21 protein-coding genes are annotated in these 24,228 nt (G+C 66.5%); 12 read left to right on the top strand and 9 right to left on the bottom strand.

Annotation, left to right across the window (positions count from 1 at the left end):
- Nucleotides 1-2: 2 nt before the first annotated feature.
- Both CEY09_RS04275 and CEY09_RS04270 read left to right on the top strand, forming a co-directional pair.
- Nucleotides 3-1,130 carry a CaiB/BaiF CoA transferase family protein gene (locus tag CEY09_RS04275; RefSeq protein WP_006226380.1) on the top strand — a complete coding sequence of 376 codons (1,128 nt, stop codon included), beginning with the start codon at nt 3-5 and terminating at the stop codon, nt 1,128-1,130.
- 348 nt (nt 1,131-1,478) lie between these two features.
- Nucleotides 1,479-2,870 carry an APC family permease gene (locus CEY09_RS04270; protein WP_088587707.1) on the top strand — a complete coding sequence of 464 codons (1,392 nt, stop codon included), beginning with the start codon at nt 1,479-1,481 and terminating at the stop codon, nt 2,868-2,870.
- Nucleotides 2,871-2,901: 31 nt separating this feature from the next.
- On the opposite strand, the gene ggt is transcribed toward CEY09_RS04270, so the two are convergent.
- Nucleotides 2,902-4,659, bottom strand: coding sequence for a gamma-glutamyltransferase (gene ggt, locus CEY09_RS04265; protein ID WP_088587706.1), 1,758 nt, complete (start codon nt 4,657-4,659; stop codon nt 2,902-2,904).
- A 156-nt stretch (nt 4,660-4,815) separates the two neighbouring features.
- Here ggt and CEY09_RS04260 point away from each other — a divergent pair, with 156 nt between their 5' ends.
- Nucleotides 4,816-5,721 carry a LysR family transcriptional regulator gene (locus CEY09_RS04260; RefSeq protein ID WP_006226377.1) on the top strand — a complete coding sequence of 302 codons (906 nt, stop codon included), beginning with the start codon at nt 4,816-4,818 and terminating at the stop codon, nt 5,719-5,721.
- Nucleotides 5,722-5,829: 108 nt separating this feature from the next.
- Here the strand turns inward: CEY09_RS04260 and CEY09_RS04255 are convergent, their stop codons facing one another.
- Together CEY09_RS04255 and fumC are read right to left on the bottom strand one after the other, a co-directional pair.
- Complete coding sequence (locus CEY09_RS04255) at nt 5,830-6,822, bottom strand: tripartite tricarboxylate transporter substrate binding protein BugE (RefSeq protein WP_088587705.1); 993 nt, start codon at nt 6,820-6,822, stop codon at nt 5,830-5,832.
- 366 nt (nt 6,823-7,188) lie between these two features.
- On the bottom strand, nt 7,189-8,586 hold the full coding sequence (gene fumC / locus CEY09_RS04250; protein ID WP_006226374.1) for a class II fumarate hydratase: 1,398 nt from the start codon (nt 8,584-8,586) through the stop codon (nt 7,189-7,191).
- A 162-nt stretch (nt 8,587-8,748) separates the two neighbouring features.
- Between fumC and tsaE the strand changes: the two genes are divergently transcribed.
- Together tsaE and CEY09_RS04240 are read left to right on the top strand one after the other, a co-directional pair.
- A complete protein-coding gene (tsaE, locus tag CEY09_RS04245) occupies nt 8,749-9,288 on the top strand; it encodes a tRNA (adenosine(37)-N6)-threonylcarbamoyltransferase complex ATPase subunit type 1 TsaE (protein WP_088587704.1) in 540 nt (179 codons plus the stop codon).
- Nucleotides 9,216-10,598 carry an N-acetylmuramoyl-L-alanine amidase gene (locus tag CEY09_RS04240; protein WP_006226372.1) on the top strand — a complete coding sequence of 461 codons (1,383 nt, stop codon included), beginning with the start codon at nt 9,216-9,218 and terminating at the stop codon, nt 10,596-10,598. The genes tsaE and CEY09_RS04240 overlap by 73 nt, the downstream gene beginning before the upstream one ends.
- Before the next feature lie 116 nt (nt 10,599-10,714).
- Here CEY09_RS04240 and CEY09_RS04235 read toward each other — a convergent pair whose 3' ends face one another.
- Nucleotides 10,715-11,350 (bottom strand): VTT domain-containing protein, encoded by a 636-nt coding sequence (locus tag CEY09_RS04235; protein WP_088587703.1) that lies wholly within the window; start codon nt 11,348-11,350, stop codon nt 10,715-10,717.
- Nucleotides 11,351-11,451: 101 nt separating this feature from the next.
- Between CEY09_RS04235 and mutL the strand changes: the two genes are divergently transcribed.
- Entirely contained in the window at nt 11,452-13,422 is a 1,971-nt protein-coding gene (mutL, locus tag CEY09_RS04230; protein WP_088587702.1) for a DNA mismatch repair endonuclease MutL, read from the top strand.
- A 2-nt stretch (nt 13,423-13,424) separates the two neighbouring features.
- Nucleotides 13,425-14,390: a tRNA (adenosine(37)-N6)-dimethylallyltransferase MiaA gene (miaA, locus tag CEY09_RS04225; protein WP_167390015.1), complete on the top strand. Its 966-nt coding sequence runs from the start codon at nt 13,425-13,427 to the stop codon at nt 14,388-14,390.
- A gap of 72 nt (nt 14,391-14,462) precedes the next feature.
- Here miaA and purM read toward each other — a convergent pair whose 3' ends face one another.
- Entirely contained in the window at nt 14,463-15,512 is a 1,050-nt protein-coding gene (purM, locus tag CEY09_RS04220) for a phosphoribosylformylglycinamidine cyclo-ligase (RefSeq protein WP_088587701.1), read from the bottom strand.
- Between the two features lie 346 nt (nt 15,513-15,858).
- On the opposite strand from purM, the gene hda reads away from it, so the two are divergent.
- The 4 genes from hda to CEY09_RS04200 are packed head-to-tail and all read left to right on the top strand — an operon-like array spanning nt 15,859 to nt 19,137.
- Complete coding sequence (hda, locus tag CEY09_RS04215; protein WP_088587700.1) at nt 15,859-16,560, top strand: DnaA regulatory inactivator Hda; 702 nt, start codon at nt 15,859-15,861, stop codon at nt 16,558-16,560.
- Nucleotides 16,557-17,255 (top strand): HAD family hydrolase, encoded by a 699-nt coding sequence (locus CEY09_RS04210; protein ID WP_088587699.1) that lies wholly within the window; start codon nt 16,557-16,559, stop codon nt 17,253-17,255. The genes hda and CEY09_RS04210 overlap by 4 nt, the downstream gene beginning before the upstream one ends.
- Nucleotides 17,256-18,644, top strand: coding sequence for a polynucleotide adenylyltransferase PcnB (pcnB, locus tag CEY09_RS04205; protein WP_006226365.1), 1,389 nt, complete (start codon nt 17,256-17,258; stop codon nt 18,642-18,644).
- Between the two features lie 4 nt (nt 18,645-18,648).
- Nucleotides 18,649-19,137, top strand: coding sequence for a 2-amino-4-hydroxy-6-hydroxymethyldihydropteridine diphosphokinase (locus CEY09_RS04200; RefSeq protein ID WP_167390014.1), 489 nt, complete (start codon nt 18,649-18,651; stop codon nt 19,135-19,137).
- 216 nt (nt 19,138-19,353) lie between these two features.
- On the opposite strand, the gene CEY09_RS04195 is transcribed toward CEY09_RS04200, so the two are convergent.
- From CEY09_RS04195 to CEY09_RS04180, 4 genes are read right to left on the bottom strand one after another with little or no spacing between them, the layout of a single operon-like run.
- Nucleotides 19,354-20,253 carry a sugar kinase gene (locus tag CEY09_RS04195; RefSeq protein ID WP_088587697.1) on the bottom strand — a complete coding sequence of 300 codons (900 nt, stop codon included), beginning with the start codon at nt 20,251-20,253 and terminating at the stop codon, nt 19,354-19,356.
- A 56-nt stretch (nt 20,254-20,309) separates the two neighbouring features.
- Nucleotides 20,310-21,143: an HpcH/HpaI aldolase/citrate lyase family protein gene (locus CEY09_RS04190; protein WP_006226361.1), complete on the bottom strand. Its 834-nt coding sequence runs from the start codon at nt 21,141-21,143 to the stop codon at nt 20,310-20,312.
- Nucleotides 21,140-22,333: a CaiB/BaiF CoA transferase family protein gene (locus CEY09_RS04185; protein ID WP_088587696.1), complete on the bottom strand. Its 1,194-nt coding sequence runs from the start codon at nt 22,331-22,333 to the stop codon at nt 21,140-21,142. The genes CEY09_RS04190 and CEY09_RS04185 overlap by 4 nt, the downstream gene beginning before the upstream one ends.
- Complete coding sequence (locus CEY09_RS04180) at nt 22,330-23,160, bottom strand: HTD2 family dehydratase (protein ID WP_006226359.1); 831 nt, start codon at nt 23,158-23,160, stop codon at nt 22,330-22,332. The genes CEY09_RS04185 and CEY09_RS04180 overlap by 4 nt, the downstream gene beginning before the upstream one ends.
- Nucleotides 23,161-23,310: 150 nt before the next feature.
- On the opposite strand from CEY09_RS04180, the gene CEY09_RS04175 reads away from it, so the two are divergent.
- Nucleotides 23,311-24,204 (top strand): LysR family transcriptional regulator, encoded by an 894-nt coding sequence (locus CEY09_RS04175; RefSeq protein ID WP_006226357.1) that lies wholly within the window; start codon nt 23,311-23,313, stop codon nt 24,202-24,204.
- The last annotated feature ends 24 nt before the right edge of the window (nt 24,205-24,228 follow it).

Raw genomic sequence — 24,228 nt, 5'->3', positions numbered from 1 at the left:
CCATGGCTCCCACCCTACCGAATGCCGGCGCGCTTGCCGGTTGCAAGGTGATCGACCTGTCCCGCGTGCTGGGCGGTCCCTATTGCACGCAGATCCTGGCCGACCACGGCGCCGACGTCCTGAAGATCGAGCCGCCCGGCGGCGATGAAACCCGGGGGTGGGGCCCGCCCTTCCTGGGCGACACCGCGTCCTACTTCATCGGCGTGAATCGCAACAAGGAAGGCATGACACTGGACCTGTCGCAGGCGGCCGGCCAGGAGTTGCTGCGCCACCTGCTGGCCGATGCCGATGTGCTGGTCGAAAACTTCAAGCCCGGCACGCTGGAGAAGTGGGGCTTGGGTTTCGATACCCTGAGCCAGGCCTTTCCCAAGCTGATCCATTGCCGCGTCAGCGGCTTCGGATCGGATGGCCCGTTGGGCGGGCTGCCGGGCTACGACGCCTGCGCGCAAGCCATGTGCGGGCTGATGAGCGTGAACGGCGAAGCGGACGGCGACGCCACCCGCGTCGGCCTGCCGGTCGTAGATATGGTGACCGGCCTGAACGCGGCTGTCGCCATTCTGCTTGCCCTGAATGAACGGACGCGCAGCGGCCTGGGCCAGTTCCTGGACATCACGCTGTACGACTGCGCACTGTCGCTGCTGCATCCGCATGCGGCCAATTACTTCTACAGCGGCAAGGTGCCCCGCCGCAGCGGTAACGCGCATCCGAACATCGCGCCATACGAAACGCTGCCCACCGCCAGCGGCCCGATCTTCCTGGCGGTTGGCAACAACCGGCAGTTCGCATTGCTGGCGCAAGTGCTGGAGGCGCCGGGCCTGGCGACGGACCCGCGCTATGCCGCCAACGCCGACCGCCTGCAGCACCGCCAAGCCCTGCGCGACGAGCTGTCCACCTTGCTGGCGGGGCAGGACGCGGCCGCGTTGGCCGACCGCCTGCTGCGCGCCGGCGTACCGGCTGCCGCCGTGCAAACGGTGGACCAGGCCCTGGCGCATCCGCACACGCGGCACCGCGGCATGGTGCTGGAACAGGGCGACTACCAAGGCGTGGGTTCGCCGATCAAACTGTCGCGTACGCCCGCCACGCTGCGCAAGCTGCCGCCCGCGCTCGCGCCACAGACCGACGCCCAATAAGACGGCCGCCATCGCGATCACGTAGGATGGGTGAAGCGCGAGAGCACCGCCCTACGAACTGATGCGCCAAGCGCGCGCAACCCATCAAGCAGCGTTGGTGCCGTGGCTGATCCAGCCATTGCTTGCCATGCTGCTTGATGGGTTGCGCGCGTTTGGCGTCGGTGTGCGTGCGTACGTCTTCTCGCGCTTCACCCATCCTACGTCCACATTTTCAACGAATGCCAACAACTAAGACATTTCGTTGCACCGATGTTGCATCGAAAGGCCACCGGCCGCCGTAGACTTTTCGGGTCGCCTCGCGTTGCCGGGCAGCACCTCCCCCAAATTCGAAGAAAGAGGAGAAGGACCATGGCCACGAATGAAACGAAAGAACACGCCCCGCTCAAGCGGGTGATGGGCCCCAAACTATTATTGCTATTCATCGTCGGCGACATCCTGGGCACAGGCGTCTATGCGCTGACCGGACAGGTGGCCGCCGAAGTCGGCGGCGCGGCCTGGCTGCCGTTCCTGGTGGCGTTTGCGGTGGCCTTGCTGACCGCGTTGTCCTATCTGGAACTCGTCACCAAATATCCCAAGGCCGCCGGTGCGGCGCTCTATGTGCACAAGGCGTTCGGCGTGCACTTCCTGACCTTCATCGTCTGTTTCACCGTCATGTGTTCAGGGCTGACGTCCGCGGCCACCGCGTCGCAGGCATTTGCCGCCAATCTTTTCGCCGCCTTCGGCATCAAGGCGGACAAGACCTGGATCACATTCGGCGCGCTGGGCTTCATGCTGCTGGTGATGCTGGTGAACCTGCGCGGCGCGGCCGAAAGCGTCAAGGCCAACGTGGTGCTGACCTTGATCGAACTGTCGGGCCTGTTGATGGTGATCCTGCTGGGCTTCTATGCCATTGCCGGCGGGCAAGCGGACTTTTCGCGCGTGATCGCGTTCGACACGCCCGAGGACAAAAGCGTATTCCTGGCGGTGACCTCCGCCACGGCGCTCGCCTTCTTCGCAATGGTCGGCTTCGAGGATTCGGTCAACATGGCCGAAGAGACCCATAATCCCAGCCGCATCTTTCCCAAGGTAATGCTGACCGGGCTGGGCATTACCGCCGTGATCTATGTGCTGGTGTCCATCTGCGCGGTGGCGCTGGTGCCGGTGGGCGAACTGGCCAAGAGCTCGACGCCGCTGGTGCTGGTGGTCAAGCGCGCCGCTCCCGGCCTGCCGGTGGAATACATCATGCCCGTCATCTCGATGTTCGCCGTGGCGAACTCCGCGCTGATCAACATGATGATGGCCAGCCGCCTGCTTTACGGCATGTCGCGCCAGGGTGTGCTGCCGGCCTTCCTGGCGCACGTACACCGCAAGAACCAGACGCCGTGGACGGCCATCCTGTTCACCACCGTGCTGGCGCTGGGGCTGATCATCCTGGTGGCGCTGGCGGATTCCGAAGCCATCCGCGCGCTGGGGGGCACCACCGCGTTGCTGCTACTGGGCGTGTTCGCCTTCGTCAACGTCGCGGTGCTGGTCCTGCGCCGCGACAAGGTCAAGCATGAACACTTCAGCATCAACCGCATCATTCCCTGGCTGGGCGCGGCGGCGTGCCTGTTCCTGGTCATGCCGCTGACCGGGCGCGACGTCATCCAGTATCAGGTGGCGGGCTGGTTGCTGCTATTGGGCGTCGTGATGTGGGGCGTGACCTATCTGGCGCACCGCAAGGAAGCGCGCATGGAACTGGACCCATCCACGCTGGAGTAGTTCAGCGCCACAGGCAGGACGGGCGCCGGGGTCAGCCCCCGGCTGCCAGCCCTTCCCGCCGCGGGTCCACGCCGCCTTGCAGGCCGTTGCCGTCGATGACGATGCCGTGGATGCCGCTGGGGAATTCGGTAATGCGCACCGGGTGCCCCATGCGCTCAAGCGCAGGCGCCAGCGCTTCCAGCGTGGTGCCCTTCTCCAGCTCGGTTTCCTTGTTGCGGCTGCCCATGTTCGGCAGGGAAATCGCGGCCTGGATATCCAGCCCCCAATCCAGTACGCCCACGATCGTCTTGGCCACGTAATTGATGATGGCGCTGCCGCCGGGAGAGCCCACCAGCATGACGGGCTTGCCGTCGCGCAGGATGATGATCGGCGCCATGGCGCTGCGCGGGCGCTTGCCCGGCTCGATGCGGTTGGCGATCAAGCGCCCCTCCGGATCCTTGAACGAGGATGAAAAATCCGTCATCTCGTTGTTCAGCAAGAAGCCGCGTACGAAGATCTTGCTGCCAAACTCGCTTTCTATCGTGGTCGTCATGGACAGCGCATTGCCTTGCGCGTCTACCGCCACCAGATGGCTGGTGGACGGCAACTCCAGCGCGTTGTCGCGACCGAGCGTCAGCAGCTTTCCTTCCGGGTCGCCGGGCAGCGCCACCTTCATGCTGCGGTCGGGCTGGATCAATGCGCCGCGGGCGCGCAGATAGGCCGGGTCCAGCATGGCGTGCACGGGCACATGAACGAAATCCGGATCCGCCACATAGAAGTCGCGGTCCGCGAATGCCAGGCGCCCGGCTTCGGAAAAATAATGCACGGCCTCGACGGAGCCGGGCGCGAAACTGGCCATCGGAAACTGTTCCAGCTCGCCCAGCATCTGCAGCACGGCGATCGGACCGCTGCTAGGCGGCGCCATGCCGCACAGTCGGTAGCCGCGATAAGCGCCGCATACCGGGTCGCGCGTCTTGGCGCGGTAGCCGGCCAGGTCAGCCAAGCTGAGGTCGCCCGGCGTGGCGTGCCCATGCACCGCAGCCACAATATCGCGGGCGATGTCGCCCTGGTAGAACGCATCCGCGCCCTGCTGGGCCACGGCGCGCAGCGTGGCCGCGAATTCGGGATTCTTCAGCACATGCCCCACCGGCCACGGCGCGCCGTCAGGCGCATAGAAATATGCCGCGGCAGCCGCCTGCCTGGGCAAAGCCTTGTTGCCGGCCAATAGCGCATGCAAGCGGGGCGACACCGCAAAGCCTTGCTCGGCCAGTCGAATCGCGGGTTGGAACAGGTCGGCCCAAGGCAGCACGCCCGCTTCCTTGTGGGCCAGTTCCAGGCCGCGCAACAACCCGGGCACGCCTACGGACATGCCGTTGTTGACGGCTTGCGCGAAGGGCAGCGGCTTGCCCTGCGCATCCAGAAAGCGGTCCGGGCGTGCAGCCGCGGGCGCGGTCTCGCGGCTGTCCACCGTCTGGATGCGCCCGGTCTTGGCCGAATACAGCACCATGAACGCACCGCCGCCGATACCGGAGGATTGCGGTTCCACCAGATTCAGAACGAGTTGGGTTGCGATGGCGGCGTCCACCACGCTGCCGCCCCGGCGCAGCATTGCTTCGCCCGCCTGGGTCGCCAGCGGGTTGGCCGAGACCATCATGTAATGCGGCGCGCGCACCAGTTCGCGCGCCTGCGTGCCGCTGGCGGCTTCGGGATTGCGGTCTTCGGCCGCCTGCGGTGTGCGTGCCCACACGGCGGGCGTCGCCGCCATGGCGGCGGCAAGCAGGAAGGCGGCGGCGTGGCGGCAGGCGCGCATGATCTGGCTCCGGGATAACGCCGGCGTTCCGGCAGGCGTCCATCATAGTCAAGGCACCCGCCGCTGTCGCGCCACGGCGGGCCGCGCACCGGAAATGGCTGCCCCACGCCTTCCGACATAGAATTCCGGTTCCGGTCCTTCTTCCCCCATCGTGCCATGCGCCTGCGCCACATCGAGATTTTCGAAGCGATCCGCCGTACCGGATCCCTGACCGAGGCCGCCGCCACGCTGCATATCTCGCAACCCGCCGCCAGCAAGCTGCTGGCTCACGCCGAGGCCCAACTGGGCTTCAAGCTGTTCGAACGCGTCAAGGGCCGGCTGGTCGCCACGCACGAGGCCGACATCCTGACGCCCGAAGTCGCGCGCCTCTCGCAAGACTTGAACAGCGTGCGCCGTCTGGCCGCGAACCTGCGCGACCGGCCCAACGGCCACTTGCGCCTGGGATGCGCGCCCGCGCTGGGCCTGGGACTATTGCCAGGCGTGGTGCGCGACAGCCGTGACGCACAGCCCGGCATTACCTTCGATATCCACACGCATCACAGCGCCGAACTCGTGCAGGGGCTGCTGACCCGCGAACTGGATCTAGCCGTCACCTTCGACACCAACGACTATCCCGGCCTGACGCGCATGGGCCTGGGCCATACCGAACTGGTGCACCTGAGCCGCACGGCCGGCTCGGGCCCGATACGGCTGCCGGAGCTGACGACGCCGTCGGGCGGCACGCTCATCGTGCTGGACGCCAGCGATGCTTCGGGCGCCTTGCTGCAGATGGCGCTGGACGCGCAGGGCCTGGACCCGCAAGTCGCCATCCAGGTGCAGACGCATTACGTGGCCTGCGCGCTGGTCGATGCGGGTTGCGGCGACGCCATCGTCGACGCCATCACCGCGCAGGCGATGCTGCGGCCGGGCATGCACCTGCGCCGGCTGGAACCCGCGTTGCGCGTGCCGATCAGCATCATGGTGCGCAACCAGGACCCCTTGTCGTCCCTGCATCGCGACCTGATCGAACGCTTGCGCGCCGCATGCGCCGAACGCATCGCCGCGCTGGACTTGCCGGCCTGAATTGCGGGCCTGAATTGCGGCCCCTGCGCCAAAAGAAAACGGGCGCCCGAAGGCGCCCGTTTTGTCGTGCAAGCGGGGGCGGGCCAAGGCCTGCCCCCGCGCGCAGCATCAGTCCAGCTTGATGTTCTGCTTCTTCACGACGTCTTGAGCCCAGTCGAACTGCTCTTTGATTTCTTTGGCGAACTCTTCCGGCGTGTTGCCCGACGGCGCCGAGCCCTGGTCGTCCAGCGCCTTGATGACCTTCGGGTCCTTCAGGGCCACGACAGCGGCGTCACGCAGCTTGTTCACGACGTCCATCGGGGTGCCCTTGGGTGCCAGCAGGCCGTACCAGACGGGCTGGTTCAGCACGGGGAAACCGGCTTGCTTGAACGTCGGCACGCCCTTGACGGCAGCGATTTCCTCGGGCCACGCGATGGCCATGGCGCGCAGCTTGCCCGCCTGGATCTGCGGCATCGACGACGGCAGGTTGTCGAACAGGATTTCGATCTGGCCGCCGACGGCGTCCGCCACGGCCGGGCCCGAACCCTTGTACGGCACGTGCACGATATCGGTGCCCGTGGCCATCTTGAACGACTCGCCCATCAAGTGCAGCACGCCGCACGTGCCCGAGCTGCCGTAGGAATACTTGCCCGGGTTCTTCTTCAGCTCCTCGACGAAGCCCTTGAAGTCCTTGGCCGGGAACTTCGGATTCACGGCGACCACGTTAGCCGTATTGGCGAAGTTGGTGACAGGCTGGAAGTCCTTGATCGGATCGTACGGCAGGTCCTTCGGACGGCAAGCCGGGTTCACGGCCATCGTCGAAACGGTGGCGATGGACAGCGTGTAGCCGTCGGCATCCGCGCGCGCGGCTTCCGCAGCGCCAATGGCGCCGCCTGCGCCGCCCTTGTTTTCCACAACCATCGGTTGGCCAAGTTCCTGGCTCATGCGCTGCGTCACCAGACGCGCAATGATGTCGGTGGAACCGCCGGGCGCGAACGGAACGATCACGCGGATGGGCTTGCTGGGGTACTTGTCGGCGGCGTGTGCGACGGAGGCGCCAAGCGTGCCGGCAGCGCCAGTAGCCAAAGCGATAGCCACGGCCAGGGAGCGAACTTTATTCATAGGTGTGTTTCCTCCAAGATTGCGAGCCCGTATGTAAACGGCCCGTTTTGTGATGTGCCCGCCTGTAGGCGGACCAGCAGTTAACGGTGGGGGCGCTTTGCGTGTGTGCTGCGTGTTTCGCGCTGCTTTTATGGATTGCTTGTGGCACACGCGCCCGCCAGAATGACGGAGAATAGCAGCAAATGCTTACACACGCATAGCGTGCGGATCCGCAGCCAGCCCCCTCAGAAAATGCCTTTCCGGCGAAGGCAAAATCTTCTGGTTTTCCCTTATTTCATGCGGTTTACGCGAGGCTTGGCGGACTCGCGCCGCCCCATGAAAAATGGCCGCCCGAAGGCGGCCATTGTCACGCTTGGGCAAAGCCGATCAGGACGGCTTGTGCGCGTTGGTCATGGAGCCCGGTACGACCCATTCGGCGAACTGCGCCTCGGTCACATAACCCAGCGCCAGTGCGGATTCCTTCAGCGACAGCCCTTCCTTGTGCGCCTTCTTGGCGATCTGCGCGGCCTTGTCATAGCCGATGTGCGGATTCAAGGCCGTCACCAGCATCAGCGAACGATCCACCAGTTCGGCGATGCGCTCGTGGTTGGGCTCGATGCCCGCGGCGCAGTGCTCGTTGAAGCTGGCCATGCCGTCGGTCAGCAGGCGCACGGATTGCAGGAAGTTGTGGATCACCAGCGGCTTGAACACGTTCAGTTCGAAGTTGCCGCTGGCGCCGCCGATGTTGATGGCCACGTCATTGCCCAGCACCTGCGCGGCCAGCATCGTGATGGCTTCACACTGCGTCGGGTTGACCTTGCCCGGCATGATGGAGCTGCCCGGTTCGTTTTCGGGGATGCTGATTTCGCCCAGGCCGGAACGCGGGCCGCTGGACAGCCAGCGCACGTCGTTGGCGATCTTCATCAGGCCGGCGGCCAGCGCCTTCAGCGCGCCGTGCGCGAACAGCAGCGCTTCGTGCGAGGCCAGCGCCTGGAACTTGTTGGGCGCCGAGACGAAGGCCGTGCCGGTGGCGTGCGCCAGGTCCGCGGACACTTTGGCGCTGAATTGCGGATGCGCGTTCAGGCCGGTGCCCACGGCGGTGCCGCCGATGGCCAACTGGTGCAGGCCGGCGAGCGTTGCCCGGATCTGCTGCTCGGCCAGGTCCAGCTGCGCGACGTAGCCCGAGAGTTCCTGGCCCAGCGTCAGCGGGGTCGCATCCTGCAGGTGGGTGCGGCCGATCTTCACGATGTCGTAGAACTCGGCGCTTTTCTCGGCAAAGGTCGCGCGCAGCTTCTTCAGCGTCGGCAGCAGGTGGTGCTCGACCTCGACGGCAGCGGCCACGTGCATGGCCGTCGGGAAGGTGTCGTTGGACGATTGACCGCGGTTGACGTGGTCGTTCGGGTGCACCTTGCGCTCTTCGCCGCGCACGCCGCCCAGCAGCTCCGAGGCGCGATTGGCCAGCACCTCGTTCATGTTCATGTTGCTTTGCGTGCCCGACCCCGTCTGCCAGACGGACAGCGGAAACTCGTTGGGCCATTTGCCGTCGATGACTTCGTCGGCAGCGCGGATGATGCCGTCGGCGATCTTCGGATCCAGCTCACCCAGTTCGGCGTTGACTTTGGCGGCCGCGCGCTTCAGGCGAGCCATGGCGTTGACCAGGGGAACAGGCATCTTCTCGGTCGAAATCGCGAAAAAATGCAGCGAACGTTGCGTTTGGGCGCCCCAGAGGTGATCCTCGGGGACTTCGATGGGCCCAAACGTGTCTTTTTCGATGCGGGTCTTCATGGCGCGTACAACTCCGTGGCGACGTAAGTCGCGGCCGGCGGCACCCGCCAAGCGCGACATTATTGAGAATAGCAATCACTTATTAGATTAGCAGAAACCCGCATTCCTATAATTGCTGGAATCCGTGTTCCCTCCACCGTTTTTTACCACTCGCCCAGCGCCATGTCCGCCCCTCTTTGCAGCCTGACCTTGCACCTGCCCGACGAAGCCGCCACGGAATCGCTGGCGCGGCAGCTTGCCCCCTTGATTTCCGGGGGCAAAACCGGCCCGGCAGGCGCTTGTATCCACCTTCAAGGTGACCTCGGAGCAGGAAAAACGGCCTTCACCAGGGCATTGTTGCGGGAATGCGGCATCACTGGCCGAATCAAAAGTCCAAGCTACGCGCTGCTTGAATCCTATAAAGTTTCTAACTTATACTTCTATCATCTTGATTTTTATAGATTTAGTGATTCGCGCGAATGGTTGGACGCAGGATTCCGGGATTTACTGCGTGATGATGCGGTCGTTTTGATCGAATGGCCGGAGCGGGCCGAGGGTCTTTTGCCCCCGCCCGACCTGCTGATTTCCCTGGCTTATGCTGGCGAGGGACGTGACGCCACCCTGACCGCGAACACCGCTCGAGGACAAACATGGTTGAACGCGATTGTCCCCCCGCCAAAGACGGCGCCCTTCCCTCGGCAGGCGCCACCCGGCGCCGCCTGATCAGCGTCGCGGCCACGCTGCTCGTCCTGCCGGTTCTGCCGCGCCTGGCGCAGGCCGCGACGATCCTGGCCGTCCGTACCTGGCCGGCAGACGAATACACCCGGGTCACCCTCGAACTCGACAGCGAGCTCAAGGCCGAACAGTTCACGCTTGAAAATCCCCACCGCCTGGTGGTGGACATTGAAGGGCTGACCATCAGCGCGGCCCTGAACGACCTGGTCTCGAAGGTCCGCCCGGACGACCCCTACATCCAGAGCCTGCGCGTGGCGCAGAACCGCCCGAACGTCGTGCGGCTGGTGTTCGACTTGAAGCAGCCCGTGGCGCCCCAGGTATTCACGCTCAAGCCCGTGGCTGACTACCAGTACCGGCTGGTGCTGGATCTGTACCCCAAGATCGCCCAGGACCCCCTGGTGGCGATCCTGAACAAAAGCGGGGCTGACGCGGACGACCCGTTGGCACGCATCCTGGAAGACATCCAGCGCAATCCGGCAACCCGCGCGGATCCGCCCGAACCGCCCCGCGTGAAAGGCCAGCAACCGGCCCCGCCGCTGCCTACGGCGCCCAAGCCGCCGCCCGCCACCGCCGGCCGCGGCAAGCAGCGCATGTTGACCATCGCGCTGGATCCGGGCCACGGCGGCGAAGATCCGGGCGCCATCGGCAGCAGCGGCTTGCGCGAAAAAGACGTGGTGCTGCGCATCGCCCGGCGTTTGAAAGCACTGATCGACAGCCAGCCTTTCATGCGCGCCTACCTGACGCGCGACGACGACTACTTCGTGCCGCTGCATGTGCGCGTGCAGAAGGCCCGCCGCGTGCACGCGGATCTGTTCATCTCGATCCATGCGGACGCCTGGGTCAAGCCGTCTGCCAATGGCTCGTCGGTGTTCGCGCTGTCGCAACGCGGCGCCACCAGCGCTCAGGCGCGCTGGATGGCCGACAAGGAAAACGCGGCCGACTTGATCGGCGGCGTCAACCTGGGCAGCCACGACCGCCAGGTGGCCAAGGTGCTGCTGGACCTGTCCACCACCGCGCAGATCAATGATTCGCTCAAGGTCGGCAACGCCTTCCTGGACGAGATCAAGAAGATCAACCGCCTGCACAAGAACAGCGTCGAACAGGCCGGCTTTGCCGTGCTGAAGGCCCCGGACATCCCGTCCGTGCTGGTCGAAACCGCATTCATCAGCAACCCCCAGGAAGAAGCCCTGCTGCGCAGCAACGCGCACCAGGACAAGCTGGCCCAAGCCATGATGACCGGCATCCAGCGCTACTTCACCGCCAATCCACCGCTGGCGCGGCTGGGCGACGTCAGCTGAAAAAGGGAATGCCCCCACGCGGCGCACACTAGGTGTGCTTGCTGCCCCCCGAGGGGGCCGCCCCGCCTTGGGGCGGCCATGCTTCTGGAGGTTGGGCCTTTTTCTTGGCGGCGCGCCTACCCGCGGCGGGATTTGATCAGCTTGAATATGCCGGCGCCGACGACCGGCACGATCGCCGCGGCCAGGCCCAGCAGCACGATGGTGTTCAGGTGTTCGCGCACCAGCGGAATGTTGCCGAAGAAATAGCCCGCGGCGACCAGGCTCACGACCCAGAGCAGCGCGCCCAGAACGTTGAACAGCTGGAAACGCGACATCGACATGTCGGCCACGCCCGCCACGAAGGGCGCGAACGTGCGCACGACCGGGATGAAGCGCGACATGACGATCGTCTTGCCGCCATGCTTTTCGTAGAACGCATGCGTGCGCATCAGCGCGCCCCGGTCCAGGAACCGCAGGTTCATCGAGAACACGCGTGGCCCGATATAGCGGCCGATCATGTAGTTCAGCGTATTGCCGGAGATCGCCGCGACGATCAGCAGCACCCCCATCATGACGGGATCAATATGCCCCGTCGCGCCGAACGCGCCGGCAATGAACAGCAGGGAATCGCCAGGCAGGAAGGGCAGGACGACCAGCCCCGTTTCCGCAAACACAATCAAGAACAGCACCAGGTACACCCACACGCCGTATTGCGCGACCCAGACGCCCAGCGTCTTGTCGATGTGGAGCACCATATTGAAAAATTCAAGCATTCAGCAGCCCGGAAGTCGGTAGAGGGTTAATCCCCAGCGACTATAGCCCACCCGGCCATGGCGCTAAAATCATCCGCATAGCCCCTCCAGAACTGAGCCTAATGACCGAACGCCGTTCCATTCTTGCGCTTCCCGACCTGCTCATCAGCCAGATCGCCGCTGGCGAAGTGATCGAGCGCCCCGCCTCCGTTCTCAAGGAAATCCTTGAGAACGCGATCGACGCGGGCGGCCGCGCCATTGAAGTGCGCCTGGAAGGCGGCGGCATCCGCCGGATTGCCGTCACGGACGACGGCGGCGGCATCCCCCCCGAGGAATTGCCCCTTGCCCTGGCGCGCCACGCCACCAGCAAGATCCGCTCGCTGAATGAACTGGAATCCGTGGCGTCGATGGGGTTCCGCGGCGAAGCGCTGGCCTCGATCGCCTCGGTGGCCCAAGTCACCATCATTTCCCGCACCCGCGACGGCGAGCATGCCTGGCAGATCGACGCCGGCAGCATGCAGGTCAGCCCTGCCTCGGGGCCGCCCGGCACCACCGTGGACGTGCGCCAGCTGTTCGACGCGGTTCCGGCGCGGCGCAAGTTCCTGCGCTCTGAGGCCACCGAATTCGGCCACTGCGTCGACGCGATGGAGCGCATCGCGCTGGCGCACCCGCAGATCGCATTCCGCCTGTTCCACCACGACCGCGCCCAACGCCAATGGCTGCCGGCGGAACCGCCGCAGCGCATCCGCGACGTGCTGGGCGCTGAATTCGCCGAACACGGACTGCTGTTGTCGCATTCGGTCGGCACCGTCAGCCTGGCCGGCATGATCACCCGCCCGACGGCCGCGCGCGCCCGCGCCGATCGCCAGTACCTGTACGTGAACGGCCGCTACGTGCGCGACCGCACCGTCAGCCATGCGCTGCGCGCCGCCTACGCGGACGTGCTGCATGGCGACCGCCAGCCGGCCTACGTGCTGTTCCTGGACATCGACCCCGCCGCCGTGGACGTGAACGTGCACCCGGCCAAACACGAGGTCCGCTTCCGCGACAGCGGCGCCGTGCACCGCTTCGTGTCGCACGCCGTCGGCCAGACCTTGGCGCAGACGGGCGGCTCGTCGGCCGTCACGCCCACCGCGGAACGCGAGGCGGAAGACGGCGGTTTCGAAACCGTTGCGCAGGGCTCCACGCCCGCGCCTTCCCCCGCGCCGCAAAACGCCCCCGCCGGCAGCCCGGCACCAATGGCGGACACGCCCCGGGCGGGTTATTCCGGCGGCAATCCGGGCAGCCATTCTGCCGGCCACGCAGGCAGCAGCGCCACCTACGGCCTGCGCCCATCGCCGGCCCCGCAACGCGCCCACACCCAGGTGCCCTTCCGCCTGCATGCTGAACCTGCAGGCATTCCGGCCGCGGACTGGCAGTCGCTGTACCGCCCGCTGTCCGACGGCACGGCCACGACCGTCACGCCAGTGAGCGAGCCCAGCCCCGCCCCCCGCCTGCCTGCCGACGAGGAGCACCCGCTGGGCATGGCGCTGGCGCAATTGCACGGCATCTACATCCTGGCCCAGAACCGCCGCGGCATGGTGCTGGTGGACATGCACGCCGCCCATGAGCGCGTGGTGTACGAACAGCTGAAGCAGGCGCTGGACGCCCGCAGCCTGCCGCGCCAGGACCTGCTGGTACCGGTGGTGTTCCACGCCCAGGAAAAGGACGTGGCCACGGTCGAGGAATTCGAAGAGCAACTGGCCGACCTGGGCTTCGAGATGCGCCCATCGGGTCCCACGTCGATCGCCGTGCGCTCCGTGCCGGCCATCCTGGCGCGCGGCGATATTGAGACGCTGGCCCGCGCCGTGCTGCGCGATCTGGGCGCCGTGGGCGTCTCGCGCCTGTTGACTGAACAGCGTAACGAACTGCTGTCCACCATGGCCTGCCACGGCTCAGTGCGCGCCAACCGCAAGCTGACCATCGAAGAGATGAACGGCCTGCTGCGCCAGATGGAAACGACCGAACGCGCCGACCAGTGCAACCACGGACGCCCGACCTGGGTGCAGTGGTCGGTGTCGGACCTGGACAAGCTCTTTCTGCGCGGGCAATAGGTTTGTCGTCGATCCCCTCTCCCGACACGCTGCCCGTCATCTGCCTGGCCGGCCCCACCGCCGCCGGCAAGAGCGCCTCGACGCTGGCCCTGGCCGAACGCTGGCCGATGGAGATCGTCAACGTCGATTCGGCCACGATCTACCGCGGCATGGATATCGGCACGGCCAAACCCTCTCGGGAAGAACAGGCCCGCGTGCCGCAGCACCTGCTGGACATCCTGGACCCGGCGCAGTCGTATTCGGCGGCCGAGTTCCGCGCCGACGCGCTGCGCCTGATCGCCGAGATCCGCGCGCGGGGACGCATTCCGCTGCTGGCCGGCGGCACGATGATGTACTACAAGGCGCTGCGCGACGGGCTGGACGACCTGCCGCAGGCCGACCCGGCCCTGCGCGCCGAACTGGAAGCCCGCGCAGCCGCGCAGGGCTGGCCCGCGCTGCATGCCGAACTTGCACGGCTGGACCCCGTCACGGCGGCGCGCCTGGCGCCCAACGACAGCCAGCGCATCCAGCGGGCGCTGGAGATATGCCAACTGACCGGGCAGCCCATGTCCGCCCTGCTGCAGCGCGACCAGCGCAAGCCGGACGACAACGCCAACCAGTACCTGACCATCAGTCTTGAACCTTCCGACCGCAGTGCGCTGCATGCGCGGATCGAGCAGCGCTTTGACGCCATGCTGGCCAACGGCTTGCTGGACGAAGTGCGCGGCCTGCGCGCGCGGCCCGATCTGCATCCCGGCCTGCCGTCCGTGCGCTGCGTGGGGTATCGCCAGATGTGGGCGCACCTGGACGGCGAGATCGACCTGGACACCGCGCGCGAACAAGGCATCGCCGCCACGCGCCAGTTGGCCAAGCGCCAGATCACCTGGCTGCGCGCCCAACCCGAACGCGTCATCGTCGACTGCCTGGCGGCGGATGCCGTGCCCCAGACCATCGACGCGGTGGCGATGGCCCTGGCCGGCAAACCCTAACCTTCAGCCATCACAAAGACGAGACCCGAAAAAAAACCTGCCGAAGGCAGGTTTTCTTTTGACTGCGGGCGCTTACACCACGAAGGTCTGCGCCATGCCTTCCGTTTGCTCGACGATCTCGCCGATCTTGTTGACGGTCTCGCCTTGTTCACGCAGGGTCGCGGCGATGGCGTCGGCCTGGGCCGCATCCACCACCAGCACCATACCGATGCCGCAGTTGAACACGCGGTGCATTTCGGTGTCTTCCACGCCGCCCTGCTCTTGCAGCCACTGGAACAGCTTGGGCATTTCCCAGCCGTCGCGGTGCAGCTTGGCCGACAGGCCGGGCTGCAGGATGCGCGGCACGTTGTCCAGCAGGCCGCCGCCGGTGATGTGGGCCAGGCCCTTGATGTCGGTGCCGTGCTTGGCCAGCGCGGCCAGCACTTGCTTGACGTAGATGCGCGTGGGCGCCATCACGACGTCGACCAGCGGCTGGCCGTGGAAGTCGTCGGTGGGCTTGGCGTTGGCGCGTTCCAGGATCTTGCGCACCAGCGAATAGCCGTTGGAATGCGCGCCGCTGGAGGCCAGGCCCAGCACGACGTCGCCCGGCTTGATGGACTTGCCGTCGATGATCGCGGACTTTTCCACCGCGCCCACCGCAAAACCGGCCAGGTCGTATTCGCCGTCCGGATACATGCCCGGCATTTCAGCGGTTTCGCCGCCGATCAGCGCGCAGCCCGACAATTCGCAGCCCTTGGCAATGCCGCCCACCACCGACGCCGCCGTATCCACCGAAAGCTTGCCGCAGGCGAAATAGTCCAGGAAGAAGAGCGGCTCGGCACCCTGGACCAGGATGTCGTTGACGCTCATGGCGACCAGATCGATGCCCACCGTGTCGTGGCGGTTCCACTCGAAGGCCAGGCGCAGCTTGGTGCCCACGCCGTCGGTGCCCGAGACCAGCACGGGCTCGTTGTACTTTTTCGGCACTTCGAACAGCGCGCCAAAGCCGCCGATACCGGCCAGCACCCCGGGGCGCATGGTGCGCGCGGCGAGGGGTTTGATACGGTCGACCAGGGCGTCGCCCGCGTCGATGTCGACACCGGCATCGCGGTAGGTCAAGGGGGCTTTAGGTTGATTCGTCATGAGAAATGCCGTGGGGTATGTAACAATTGCTGGGAATTTTGGTGGAACGCCCTGCATTTTACGATGTTGCGGGCCTGAGCAGGGTTCAAGCCGGCCGGGCGCGGCGATTGCGGCGGGAGCCGGCCAGGCGGGCTGGCGGGCAAAAATGGCGCAAACCCAAGCCAGGCAAAGCGCTTGGGCGCGACACCATCCACCCAGGTGGTTTAAAGTGTTGGGTTGGCCGGTATGGATTTTGCCAGTTTCTGGCGGGTTAATCTTGCGCCGGCCCTTTGTATCACCGTTTTTTGGCTTTTCCGGCAACACCGGCATGTCCTCGCGACGCTGCAAGCCTGATCGATAACCTCTCATGAACCGCCAGCTGCTGCTCGACGTTCTTCCCGCGCCAGCGCCATCGCTGAACAACTATATCGCCGGCCCAAACGGGGAAGCGCTGGCAGCCGTGCGCGCGCTCAATCCTGGCCGTGCCCTCTATATCTGGGGCGCGGCGGGCTGCGGCCGCACCCATCTGCTGCGCGCGCTGACTGCGCGCCCGGACGCCGTCTTCGTCGACCCCGCCAATGGCGAGATGATGCTGCGCCGCCTGGCCGAAGCCGATTCCAAGTCGCCCATGCCCAAGTTCGTGGCGGTGGACGACGTGCACCGCATGGACGACAGCCGCCAGGCCGCCCTGTTTGCGCTGTACAACCGCTGGCGTGAATCCGCCGCCACCGGCCGCGCGTTTGCGCTGGCGCTGGCCGGCGACCGCGCGCCGCTGTCGATGCCGCTGCGCGAAGACCTGCGCACCCGCCTGGGCTGGGACCTGGTGTTCCGGCTGGACCCGCTGTCCGACGCCGACAAGCTGGCCGCGCTGTCCGCCCAGGCCGCCGAACGCGGCATGCACCTGGCGCCCGAAATCATCAACTGGATGTTGATCCACCACGAGCGCGACATCCGCAAACTGGCTGCGCTGCTCGACGCGCTGGACCGCTATTCCCTGGCCACCGGCCGCCCCATCACCCTGCCCTTGCTGCGGGCCATGCTCGCAGACCCTGATTCGCAACGCACATGACCTCCCGACGTCTCGCCCTGTTCGACCTGGATCACACCCTGCTGCCGCTGGATAGCGACTATCAATGGGCCGACTATCTGGCACGCACGGGCCGCGCGGGTGACCCCGACGTCGCCCGCCGCCAGAACGACGACCTGATGGACCGCTACAACCGCGGTGAGCTCACGGCCGAGCAGGCCGCCGAGTTCATGCTCGGCCTGCTGGCGGCGCATTCGCCGTACGACCTGGCGGACTGGCATGAGGAATTCATGCGCGAAGTCATCCGCCCGTCCATCACCACCGACGCGCGCGAACTGGTGCAATCCCACCTGGACGCCGGCGACCTGTGCGCCATCGTCACCGCCACCAACAGCTTCGTCACCGCCCCCATCGCCCGCGCCTTCGGCGTGCCGCACCTGGTGGCCACCGATGCCGAATACCTGCGCGGCCGCTACACCGGCCGCATCCTGGGCACGCCCAGCTTCAAGGAAGGCAAAGTGGTGCGCGTGAACGATTGGCTGTCCAATATGGGCCTGGGGCTTGCGGATTTCTCCGAATCGTTTTTCTATAGCGATTCGGTCAATGATGTACCGCTGCTCGAAAAGGTGACCCGTCCGATCGCCGCCAACCCTAGCCCGACCCTGCGCAATATCGCCCAGGAACGTGGCTGGCAAGTGATCGACTTGTTCGACCACATGGAAGATTCGAAGTCCTAAATGATCACTGAAACCATAAAAAAATTCGTCGGCCGCTTGTTCGCGCCGGCACCCCGGGGGCCGTTGCGCATCGCGCGCGACAAGCACGGCATTGACCGCCGTAACGTTTCGCGCCACGCCATCAAGGTCTGCGAAGTCTTACGCCAGCATGGCTACGAAGGCTATATCGTCGGCGGCGCCGTGCGCGACCTGATCGTGGGCCTGGAGCCCAAGGACTTCGACGTGGCCACCAACGCCACACCCGAACAGATCCGCCCGCTGTTCCGCCGCGCCCGCATCATCGGCCGCCGCTTCCAGCTGGTGCACGTGGTGTTCGGCCAGGAAATCATCGAGACCTCGACGTTCCGGGCGCCCGCCTCGGAAGACCAGGAAACCGACGAGCACGGCCGCATCCTGCGCGACAACGTGTTCGGCTCGCAGGAAGAAGACGCCAAACGCCGCGACTTCACGATGAACGCGCTGTACTACGACCCGCACAACGAGGAAGTCATCGACTACCACAATGGCGTGGCCGACTTGAAGAAGCGCCAGGTCCGCATCATCGGCGACCCGGTCAAGCGCTACCGCGAAGACCCGGTCCGCATGCTGCGCGCCGTGCGTTTCGCCGCCAAGCTCAACGGCACGATCGACCCGGCCACGCGCCAGCCGATCAGCACCATGGCCGAGCTCATCGAAAACGTCCCGGCCTCGCGCCTGTTCGACGAAATGCTCAAGCTGCTGACCTGCGGCCACGCGATGGATTGCCTGCGCCAACTACGCGCCGACGGCCTGCACAACGGCCTGTTGCCGCTGCTGGACGTGGTGCTGGAACAGCCCGGCGGCGAACACTTCGTGGAACTGGCGCTGGAACGCACCGACGCCCGCGTGCGCGCCGGCAAGACCATCAGCCCCAGCTTCCTGTTTGCCGCCCTGTTGTGGCAACAGGTGGACGTGCGCTGGAAGCAGCTGCGCGCCCAAGGCGAGCACACCATTCCCGCGTTGTCGCAAGCCGCCGATTCGGTGCTGGACGAACAGACCGAGAAGCTGGCCATCCAGCGCCGCTTCTCGTCGGACATGCGCGAGATCTGGTTCATGCAGCCGCGTTTTGAACGCCGCATGGGCAAGACGATCTTCCGCATGATCGAACAGCCGCGTTTCCGCGCCGCCTGCGACTTCCTGCAGCTGCGCGCCGCCGCCGGCGAGTTCGACAGCGTGCTGGCGCAATGGTGGATGGACCTGGCCAACGCCGACGACGTCACCCGCGCCGACATGATCGAAGAAGTCTCGCGCCTGCCGCGCGAAGCCGGCGACGCTGGTGGCGGCGGCAGCGGACCGGCCGCTTCGTCGTCCCCGCGCAAGCGCCGCCGTCCGCGCCGCTCATCGCCGCGCGGCCCGGCCAGCGCTGAGTAACACCGTGTCGCCCCCCTTGGTCCGCGCCTACATCGGCCTGGGCGCCAATCTGGGCGACAGCGCGGCCACCTTGCGCCGCGTGCTGGCCGAACTGCAGGCCACCGACGGCGTCAGTGCCGTGACGGCGTCGCCGTTCTACCGTAGCGCGCCCGTGGAGGCCACCGGCCCCGATTTCGTGAACGCCGTGGCGGCGCTGGACACACGCCTGCCGCCGCTGGCCTTGCTGGATGCGCTGCAGGCGCTGGAAAACCGCCATGGCCGCCTGCGCCCCTACAAGAACGCCCCGCGCACGCTGGACCTGGACCTGCTGGCGTATGGCGATACGCAACTGGACCACGAACGGCTGACCCTGCCCCACCCCCGCATGCACCTGCGCGCATTCGTGCTGCTGCCGCTGCGCGACCTGGCGCCAGAGATTGCCGTGCAGGGCAAGCCGATCAGCGAATGGATCGACGCGATCCACGATCAGGCGATTGAACGGATCGTTCAATAGCTGCTGGGCCTGATGGGTTCCGCGCGTTTGGAGCCGGCGTCTTTGGCCACATGCTTTCGCGCTCCACCCATCCTACGAAGTCTTGCCCCGCACCGACCGACGGTCCCGGGCTTGACGCAAGCGGCCGGTAGGATGGGTGGAGCGCGAGGGAGTCCAGCTCAGGAAACGGGCGCCAAGCGCGCGCAACCCATCATCCCGCCGGCGCCCCGAACACGATCACCCCGCCTTGGCGGTAAATGCCATCATCGCCCGTTCCACGTCTTCCACCTTGGGCAGGCCGGCCTCGTTGCCCAGATGCTGGATCTTGTGGGCTGACGCCGCGCGGGCGAAGGTGAAGTGTTCCACCCACGGCTGGTCCGGACGGTTCAGGTAGGACCAGACATAGGCCCCGTGGAACACGTCGCCCGCCCCCGAGGTATCCACGATACGGTTGCCCGGCACGTCCAGCGACGGCAGCGTGTCGACGCGGCCGTCCTCGTCGTACCAGAGCATGCCGCGTTCGCCCATCGTCACGGCGCCGATGCGGCAGCCGCGCGCTTTCAGCAGGTCCAGCAAGCCTTCCGGCGTCAGGCCCAGCTGTTCGCACATGCGCTCCGCACAAACGGCGACGTCGATATGGCGTAATAGCTCGTCGGTGTTCTCGCGCACGCCGCCGCCGTCCAGCGACGTCAGCACGCCCGCCTCCCGGCAGGCTCGCGCGTAGTGCAGCGCGGCGTCGGGCTGGTGGCCGTCCAGATGCAGCGCGCGATAGCCGCTGATGTCCAGGCGGGGGTAATCGTTCAGGTAGTCCGCGTCGCGTGCGCGCACGATGGCGCGCTTGCCGTGGTTGGGCATGATGAAGGACAAGGACGAGCGGCGCACGTGGCGCGCATGCAGCGTCACCCCGTGCGCGGCCGCCATGTCCGTGTACATGTGCCCCAGCCAGTCGGGCGCCAGCGAGCAGATCAGGTCAGGCGGAGAGCCCAGCCGTGCGCAGGCGAATGCCGCCGTGACGGCGTTGCCGCCAAAGGACACGGCATAGTCCCGCGCCACGCTCTTCTCGTCGCCCGTGGGCCATTCGTCGGCCAGCACGGTGACGTCGATATAGGTGTGTCCGATGAAGAGCGCATCGCTCATGGCGCAGCCTGTGAAAAATGGAAGGGAACCCCGAGGATAGGCGAGATCCGCCCCGGCTAAGCGCCGGCCTGCTCCCCGGCTTGCGCCAGCACCAGGCGTGCGCGCGCGATGACGGGCGCATCGACCATCCTGCCGTCCAGCATGAAGGTGCCCGACGCCGTCTCGCGGTGCGCGGCTACGACGCGCCGCGCCCACGCAAGTTCTTCCTGCGCCGGCACGAAGGCCGCGTGAATCACCGGCACCTGCGTGGGATGGATACACAGCATGCCGCCGAACCCCATCTGCTGGGCGCGGCCCGCCGCAAGCGCCAGCCCCGCCTGGTCCTGCACGCCGGCATGGACGCCGTCCAGCGCCGGCGCCAGCCCGGCAGAACGGGTGTGCAGCAGCACCTGCACCCGCGCGTGGTCCAGCACCGTTTCCGCGCCGGGGGTGTCGGGCGTCAGGCCCATGTCCAGCCCATAGTCCAGGCTGCCGAAGGCCAGCCGCGCCACCCCGGGGGTGGCAGCGACCTCGGCCGCGTTCAACAGACCGCGTGCCGTTTCGATGATGGGGATGACGGGCAAGCCCGTCTGCGCCACGTGCCGCACCTGCGCCAGGCTTTCGGCCTTGGGCAGCAGGATGCCCGCCACGCCCGGTTGGCCCCGGCAGGCTTTCAGGTCGTCGTCGTGCCAGGACGTGGACGCGTCGTTGATGCGCACCCACAGCCGCGTCTGGCGATGCGTCCCCAGGAAGTCGCAGAGGGCTTCGCGGGCAGACGCTTTGGCCAGATGCTCAACGGCGTCTTCCAGATCGACGATGACGGCGTCGGCGCCGGCGGCCAGCGCTTTGGGGATGCGCTCGGCGCGCGAGGCCGGCACGAACAGGGCGCTACGAACGACGGGATGCGTCACACGACCTCCGAGGCATGGAACTGCGCCACTTGATCCGGCGCGTATCCCAACGATGCTAGCACCGCATCGGTGTTTTGGCCCACGGAGGGCACCGCGGCCATGCGCGGTGCGAAGGCATTGCTGCTGGCCGGCGGCAGCAGCGCCGGCAGCGTGCCGGCCGGGCTGTCCACCTGGCTCCAGCGGGCGCGTGCCTGCAGTTGCGGGTGCGCCCAGACGCCGGCCATGTCGTTCACTCGGGCGTTGGCGATCTGCGCGTCTTCCAGCCGCTGGGTGACCTGCGCGATGGACAGGTCGGCAAAGGCCGCCACGATCAGGTCGCGCAAGGCGTCGCGGTTGGCGGTGCGCTGCGAATTCGACAGGAAGCGCGGGTCTTCGGCCAGGTCTGCCTGGCGCAGCACCTGGGCGCAGAACACGCGCCATTCGCGCTCGTTCTGCAAGCCCAGCATGATGGTGGACCCGTCACCCACCGGGAACGGCCCGTAGGGGTAAATCGACGCGTGGGAGGCGCCGGCGCGCACGGGCGGCGCGGCGCCTTCGAACGCGTAATACATGGGAAAGCCCATCCATTCGACCATGCTTTCCAGCATGGACACGTCCAGGCGGCTGCCCAGCCCGGTCCGCTGGCGCAGCAGCAAGGCGTTCAGAATGGCCGAATAGGCGTACATGCCCGCCGCGATGTCGGCGATCGAACACCCGGCCTTGACCGGATCGTCCTTGGTGCCCGTGACCGACAGGAAGCCGCTTTCGCTTTGGATCAACAGGTCGTAGGCTTTCTTGTCCTGATAAGGACCGCCTTCGCCATAGCCCGAGATGTCGCACACGATCAGGCGCGGGTACTTCTTGTGCAGGGCATCGAACGACAGCCCCAGCCGCGCCGCGGCGCCAGGCGCCAGGTTCTGCACCAGCACGTCGGCCGATTCCAGCAGGCGGTCCATGATGCCGCCCGCTTCGTCGCGCTTCAGGTCCAGCGTCAGGCTTTCCTTGGAGCGGTTGGTCCAGACGAAATGCGAGGACAGGCCGCGCACGCGCTCGTCGTAGCCGCGGGCGAAATCGCCGCTGCCGGGACGTTCGATCTTGATGACGCGCGCCCCCATGTCGGCCAGTTGGCGGGTGCAGAACGGCGCGGCGATGGCGTGTTCAAGGCTGACGACGGTAATGCCGTCCAAGGGGCGGGTTGCCTGCGTGCTCATTCGGTAAACCTCAGTTCAGCTTGGTGGGCCAGCGTGCCGTCCTGCTCGGCCCAAAGCTGGGCCACGCCCGGCTCGGTCAAGCGGCCGGCCACCTGGAAGGGCGCGGGCGAAATCAGCGGACGCAGGCCGCGGTACGACAGATGGGTCAGGCGCGCCTTGGGATGGGCACGGGTAAAGGCGGCCACCATCTCGGTGGCAATCAGCGGACCGTGCACCACCAGGCCGGGATAGCCCTCGGTGCCGGTCACGTAGGGATGGTCGTAATGGATGCGATGGCCGTTGAAGGTCACCGCCGAATAGCGGAACAGCAGCACGGACGTCGGATTGACCGTATCGCGCCATTGCGCCTGGGGCGCGGGTTCGCTGCCCGCAAGCTTGGGCGGCGACGGCTGCCGGTAGACGATGTCCTGCTCTTCCAGGATGACGATCTCGCCCGCCTGGTGGTATTCGTGGCGCACGGTCACGAACAGCAGCGCCCCGGTGCGGCCCGTCTTTTCCTTGACGTCGGCCACCGTGGATACGCGTTCTGCGGGCACGCCCACCTTCAGCGGCTGGCGGAATTCCACCCGGCCGCCCGCCCACATGCGGTTGCGGTCCTGGGCCGGCGGCAGGAAACCGCCGCGCGAGGGATGGCCATCCGTCCCCAATCCGTCCATACCCACCGTGCTGATGAAGAACGCCCATTGCCACAGGGGCGGCAGGGCCTCGCCCTGGGCCGGCGCGGCGCCGCCCAGGGTGGCTGCGATGCGCGCCGCGTGGCCGGGATCCATCGCGTCCGCCTTGCGTTCGCCGCTGCCGATCCATCCTGCCGGATCTGTAGAAGTCATGCCGATATCCTTTGGTGGGGTTTTTTCAAGTTGAAGCATGCCCGCAAGCTGTCCCCGTTGTGAATTCGTTTTTCTTCAAGGCGGGGTTTGCGGCGCCTGAATCGACCGCCCATGCCCAGCCCCGGCGCCGCGCGCCGTAATATATGCCCCATGCACTTCGACCTTGCCGACCTACGCCTGTTCATCCACATCGCGGAATCCCCCAGCCTGACCCAGGCGGCCAAACGGGCGCATTTGTCCCTGGCCGCCGTCAGCGTGCGGATCAAAGCGCTGGAAAACCAGCTGAACACCCGATTGCTGTACCGCGACAGCCGCGGCGTGGAAATCACGCCTGCCGGCCAGAAGCTGCTGCAGCACGCCCGCGTCATCATGCGGCAGGTGGACCACCTGAAACACGACTTCCAGGAACAATCCGACGGCGACGCCGGCCACATCCGCATCTTCGCCAACACCACGGCGGTCACCGAATTCATGCCGGACATCCTGGCGCAGTTTCTCTCGGGCCACCCGGGCGTCACGGTCGACCTGCAAGAACGCCTGACGCGCGACATCGTGCGCGGCGTGCTGGACGGCACGACCGACCTGGGCATCGTGGCGGGCCCCGTGGACGCGCCCGAATTGCAGACGATCCACTTCAGCACCGACCGGCTGGTACTGGTCGTGCCCAACGGGCATCCGCTGCAGGACCAGGAAAAGGTCAAGCTGGTGGACGCCGTGCGCTATCCGTTCATCACCATGCACGAAGGCTCCACGCTGGTTGCCTTCCTGCGCGACCAGCTGGAGCGCGTCGGCCAGCGCCTGCCGCAACGCATCCAGCTCTACAGCTTCGATTCGATCTGCCGCATGGTGCAGGCCGGCGTCGGCATCGGCGTCATCCCCGATTCCGCGGCCCGCCGCTACGGCGCCGACACCAAGCTGCGCGTGGTGGAGCTGGACGAACCGTGGGTGGTGCGGGAGCGCAAGCTCCTGGTGCGCGACATCGACGCCCTGCCCGGCTGCGCCCGCGAGCTCATCGAACAGATCCAGGTGCCGCGGGCGCCTTGATGCCCGCAGCCAGCCCCACCTGCC

It is taken from the genome of Achromobacter marplatensis (genome assembly GCF_002209535.1).
GTDB lineage: Bacteria > Pseudomonadota > Gammaproteobacteria > Burkholderiales > Burkholderiaceae_B > Achromobacter > Achromobacter marplatensis.
Note: the sequence above shows the minus strand (reverse complement) of the source record. Positions and strands in the feature narration are given on the sequence as shown.

Coding starts and splice junctions, on each gene's coding strand:
- CEY09_RS04275 (WP_006226380.1), top strand. CDS start 3: ATGGCTCCCACCCTACCGAATGCCGGCGCGCTTGCCGGTTGCAAGGTG.
- CEY09_RS04240 (WP_006226372.1), top strand. CDS start 9,216: ATGGTTGAACGCGATTGTCCCCCCGCCAAAGACGGCGCCCTTCCCTCG.
- CEY09_RS04260 (WP_006226377.1), top strand. CDS start 4,816: ATGCGCCTGCGCCACATCGAGATTTTCGAAGCGATCCGCCGTACCGGA.
- CEY09_RS04235 (WP_088587703.1), bottom strand. CDS start 11,350: ATGCTTGAATTTTTCAATATGGTGCTCCACATCGACAAGACGCTGGGC.
- tsaE (WP_088587704.1), top strand. CDS start 8,749: ATGTCCGCCCCTCTTTGCAGCCTGACCTTGCACCTGCCCGACGAAGCC.
- ggt (WP_088587706.1), bottom strand. CDS start 4,659: ATGCGCGCCTGCCGCCACGCCGCCGCCTTCCTGCTTGCCGCCGCCATG.
- CEY09_RS04175 (WP_006226357.1), top strand. CDS start 23,311: ATGCACTTCGACCTTGCCGACCTACGCCTGTTCATCCACATCGCGGAA.
- CEY09_RS04270 (WP_088587707.1), top strand. CDS start 1,479: ATGGCCACGAATGAAACGAAAGAACACGCCCCGCTCAAGCGGGTGATG.
- CEY09_RS04255 (WP_088587705.1), bottom strand. CDS start 6,822: ATGAATAAAGTTCGCTCCCTGGCCGTGGCTATCGCTTTGGCTACTGGC.
- CEY09_RS04185 (WP_088587696.1), bottom strand. CDS start 22,333: ATGAGCACGCAGGCAACCCGCCCCTTGGACGGCATTACCGTCGTCAGC.
- CEY09_RS04180 (WP_006226359.1), bottom strand. CDS start 23,160: ATGACTTCTACAGATCCGGCAGGATGGATCGGCAGCGGCGAACGCAAG.
- purM (WP_088587701.1), bottom strand. CDS start 15,512: ATGACGAATCAACCTAAAGCCCCCTTGACCTACCGCGATGCCGGTGTC.
- mutL (WP_088587702.1), top strand. CDS start 11,452: ATGACCGAACGCCGTTCCATTCTTGCGCTTCCCGACCTGCTCATCAGC.
- hda (WP_088587700.1), top strand. CDS start 15,859: ATGAACCGCCAGCTGCTGCTCGACGTTCTTCCCGCGCCAGCGCCATCG.
- CEY09_RS04195 (WP_088587697.1), bottom strand. CDS start 20,253: ATGAGCGATGCGCTCTTCATCGGACACACCTATATCGACGTCACCGTG.
- CEY09_RS04210 (WP_088587699.1), top strand. CDS start 16,557: ATGACCTCCCGACGTCTCGCCCTGTTCGACCTGGATCACACCCTGCTG.
- pcnB (WP_006226365.1), top strand. CDS start 17,256: ATGATCACTGAAACCATAAAAAAATTCGTCGGCCGCTTGTTCGCGCCG.
- fumC (WP_006226374.1), bottom strand. CDS start 8,586: ATGAAGACCCGCATCGAAAAAGACACGTTTGGGCCCATCGAAGTCCCC.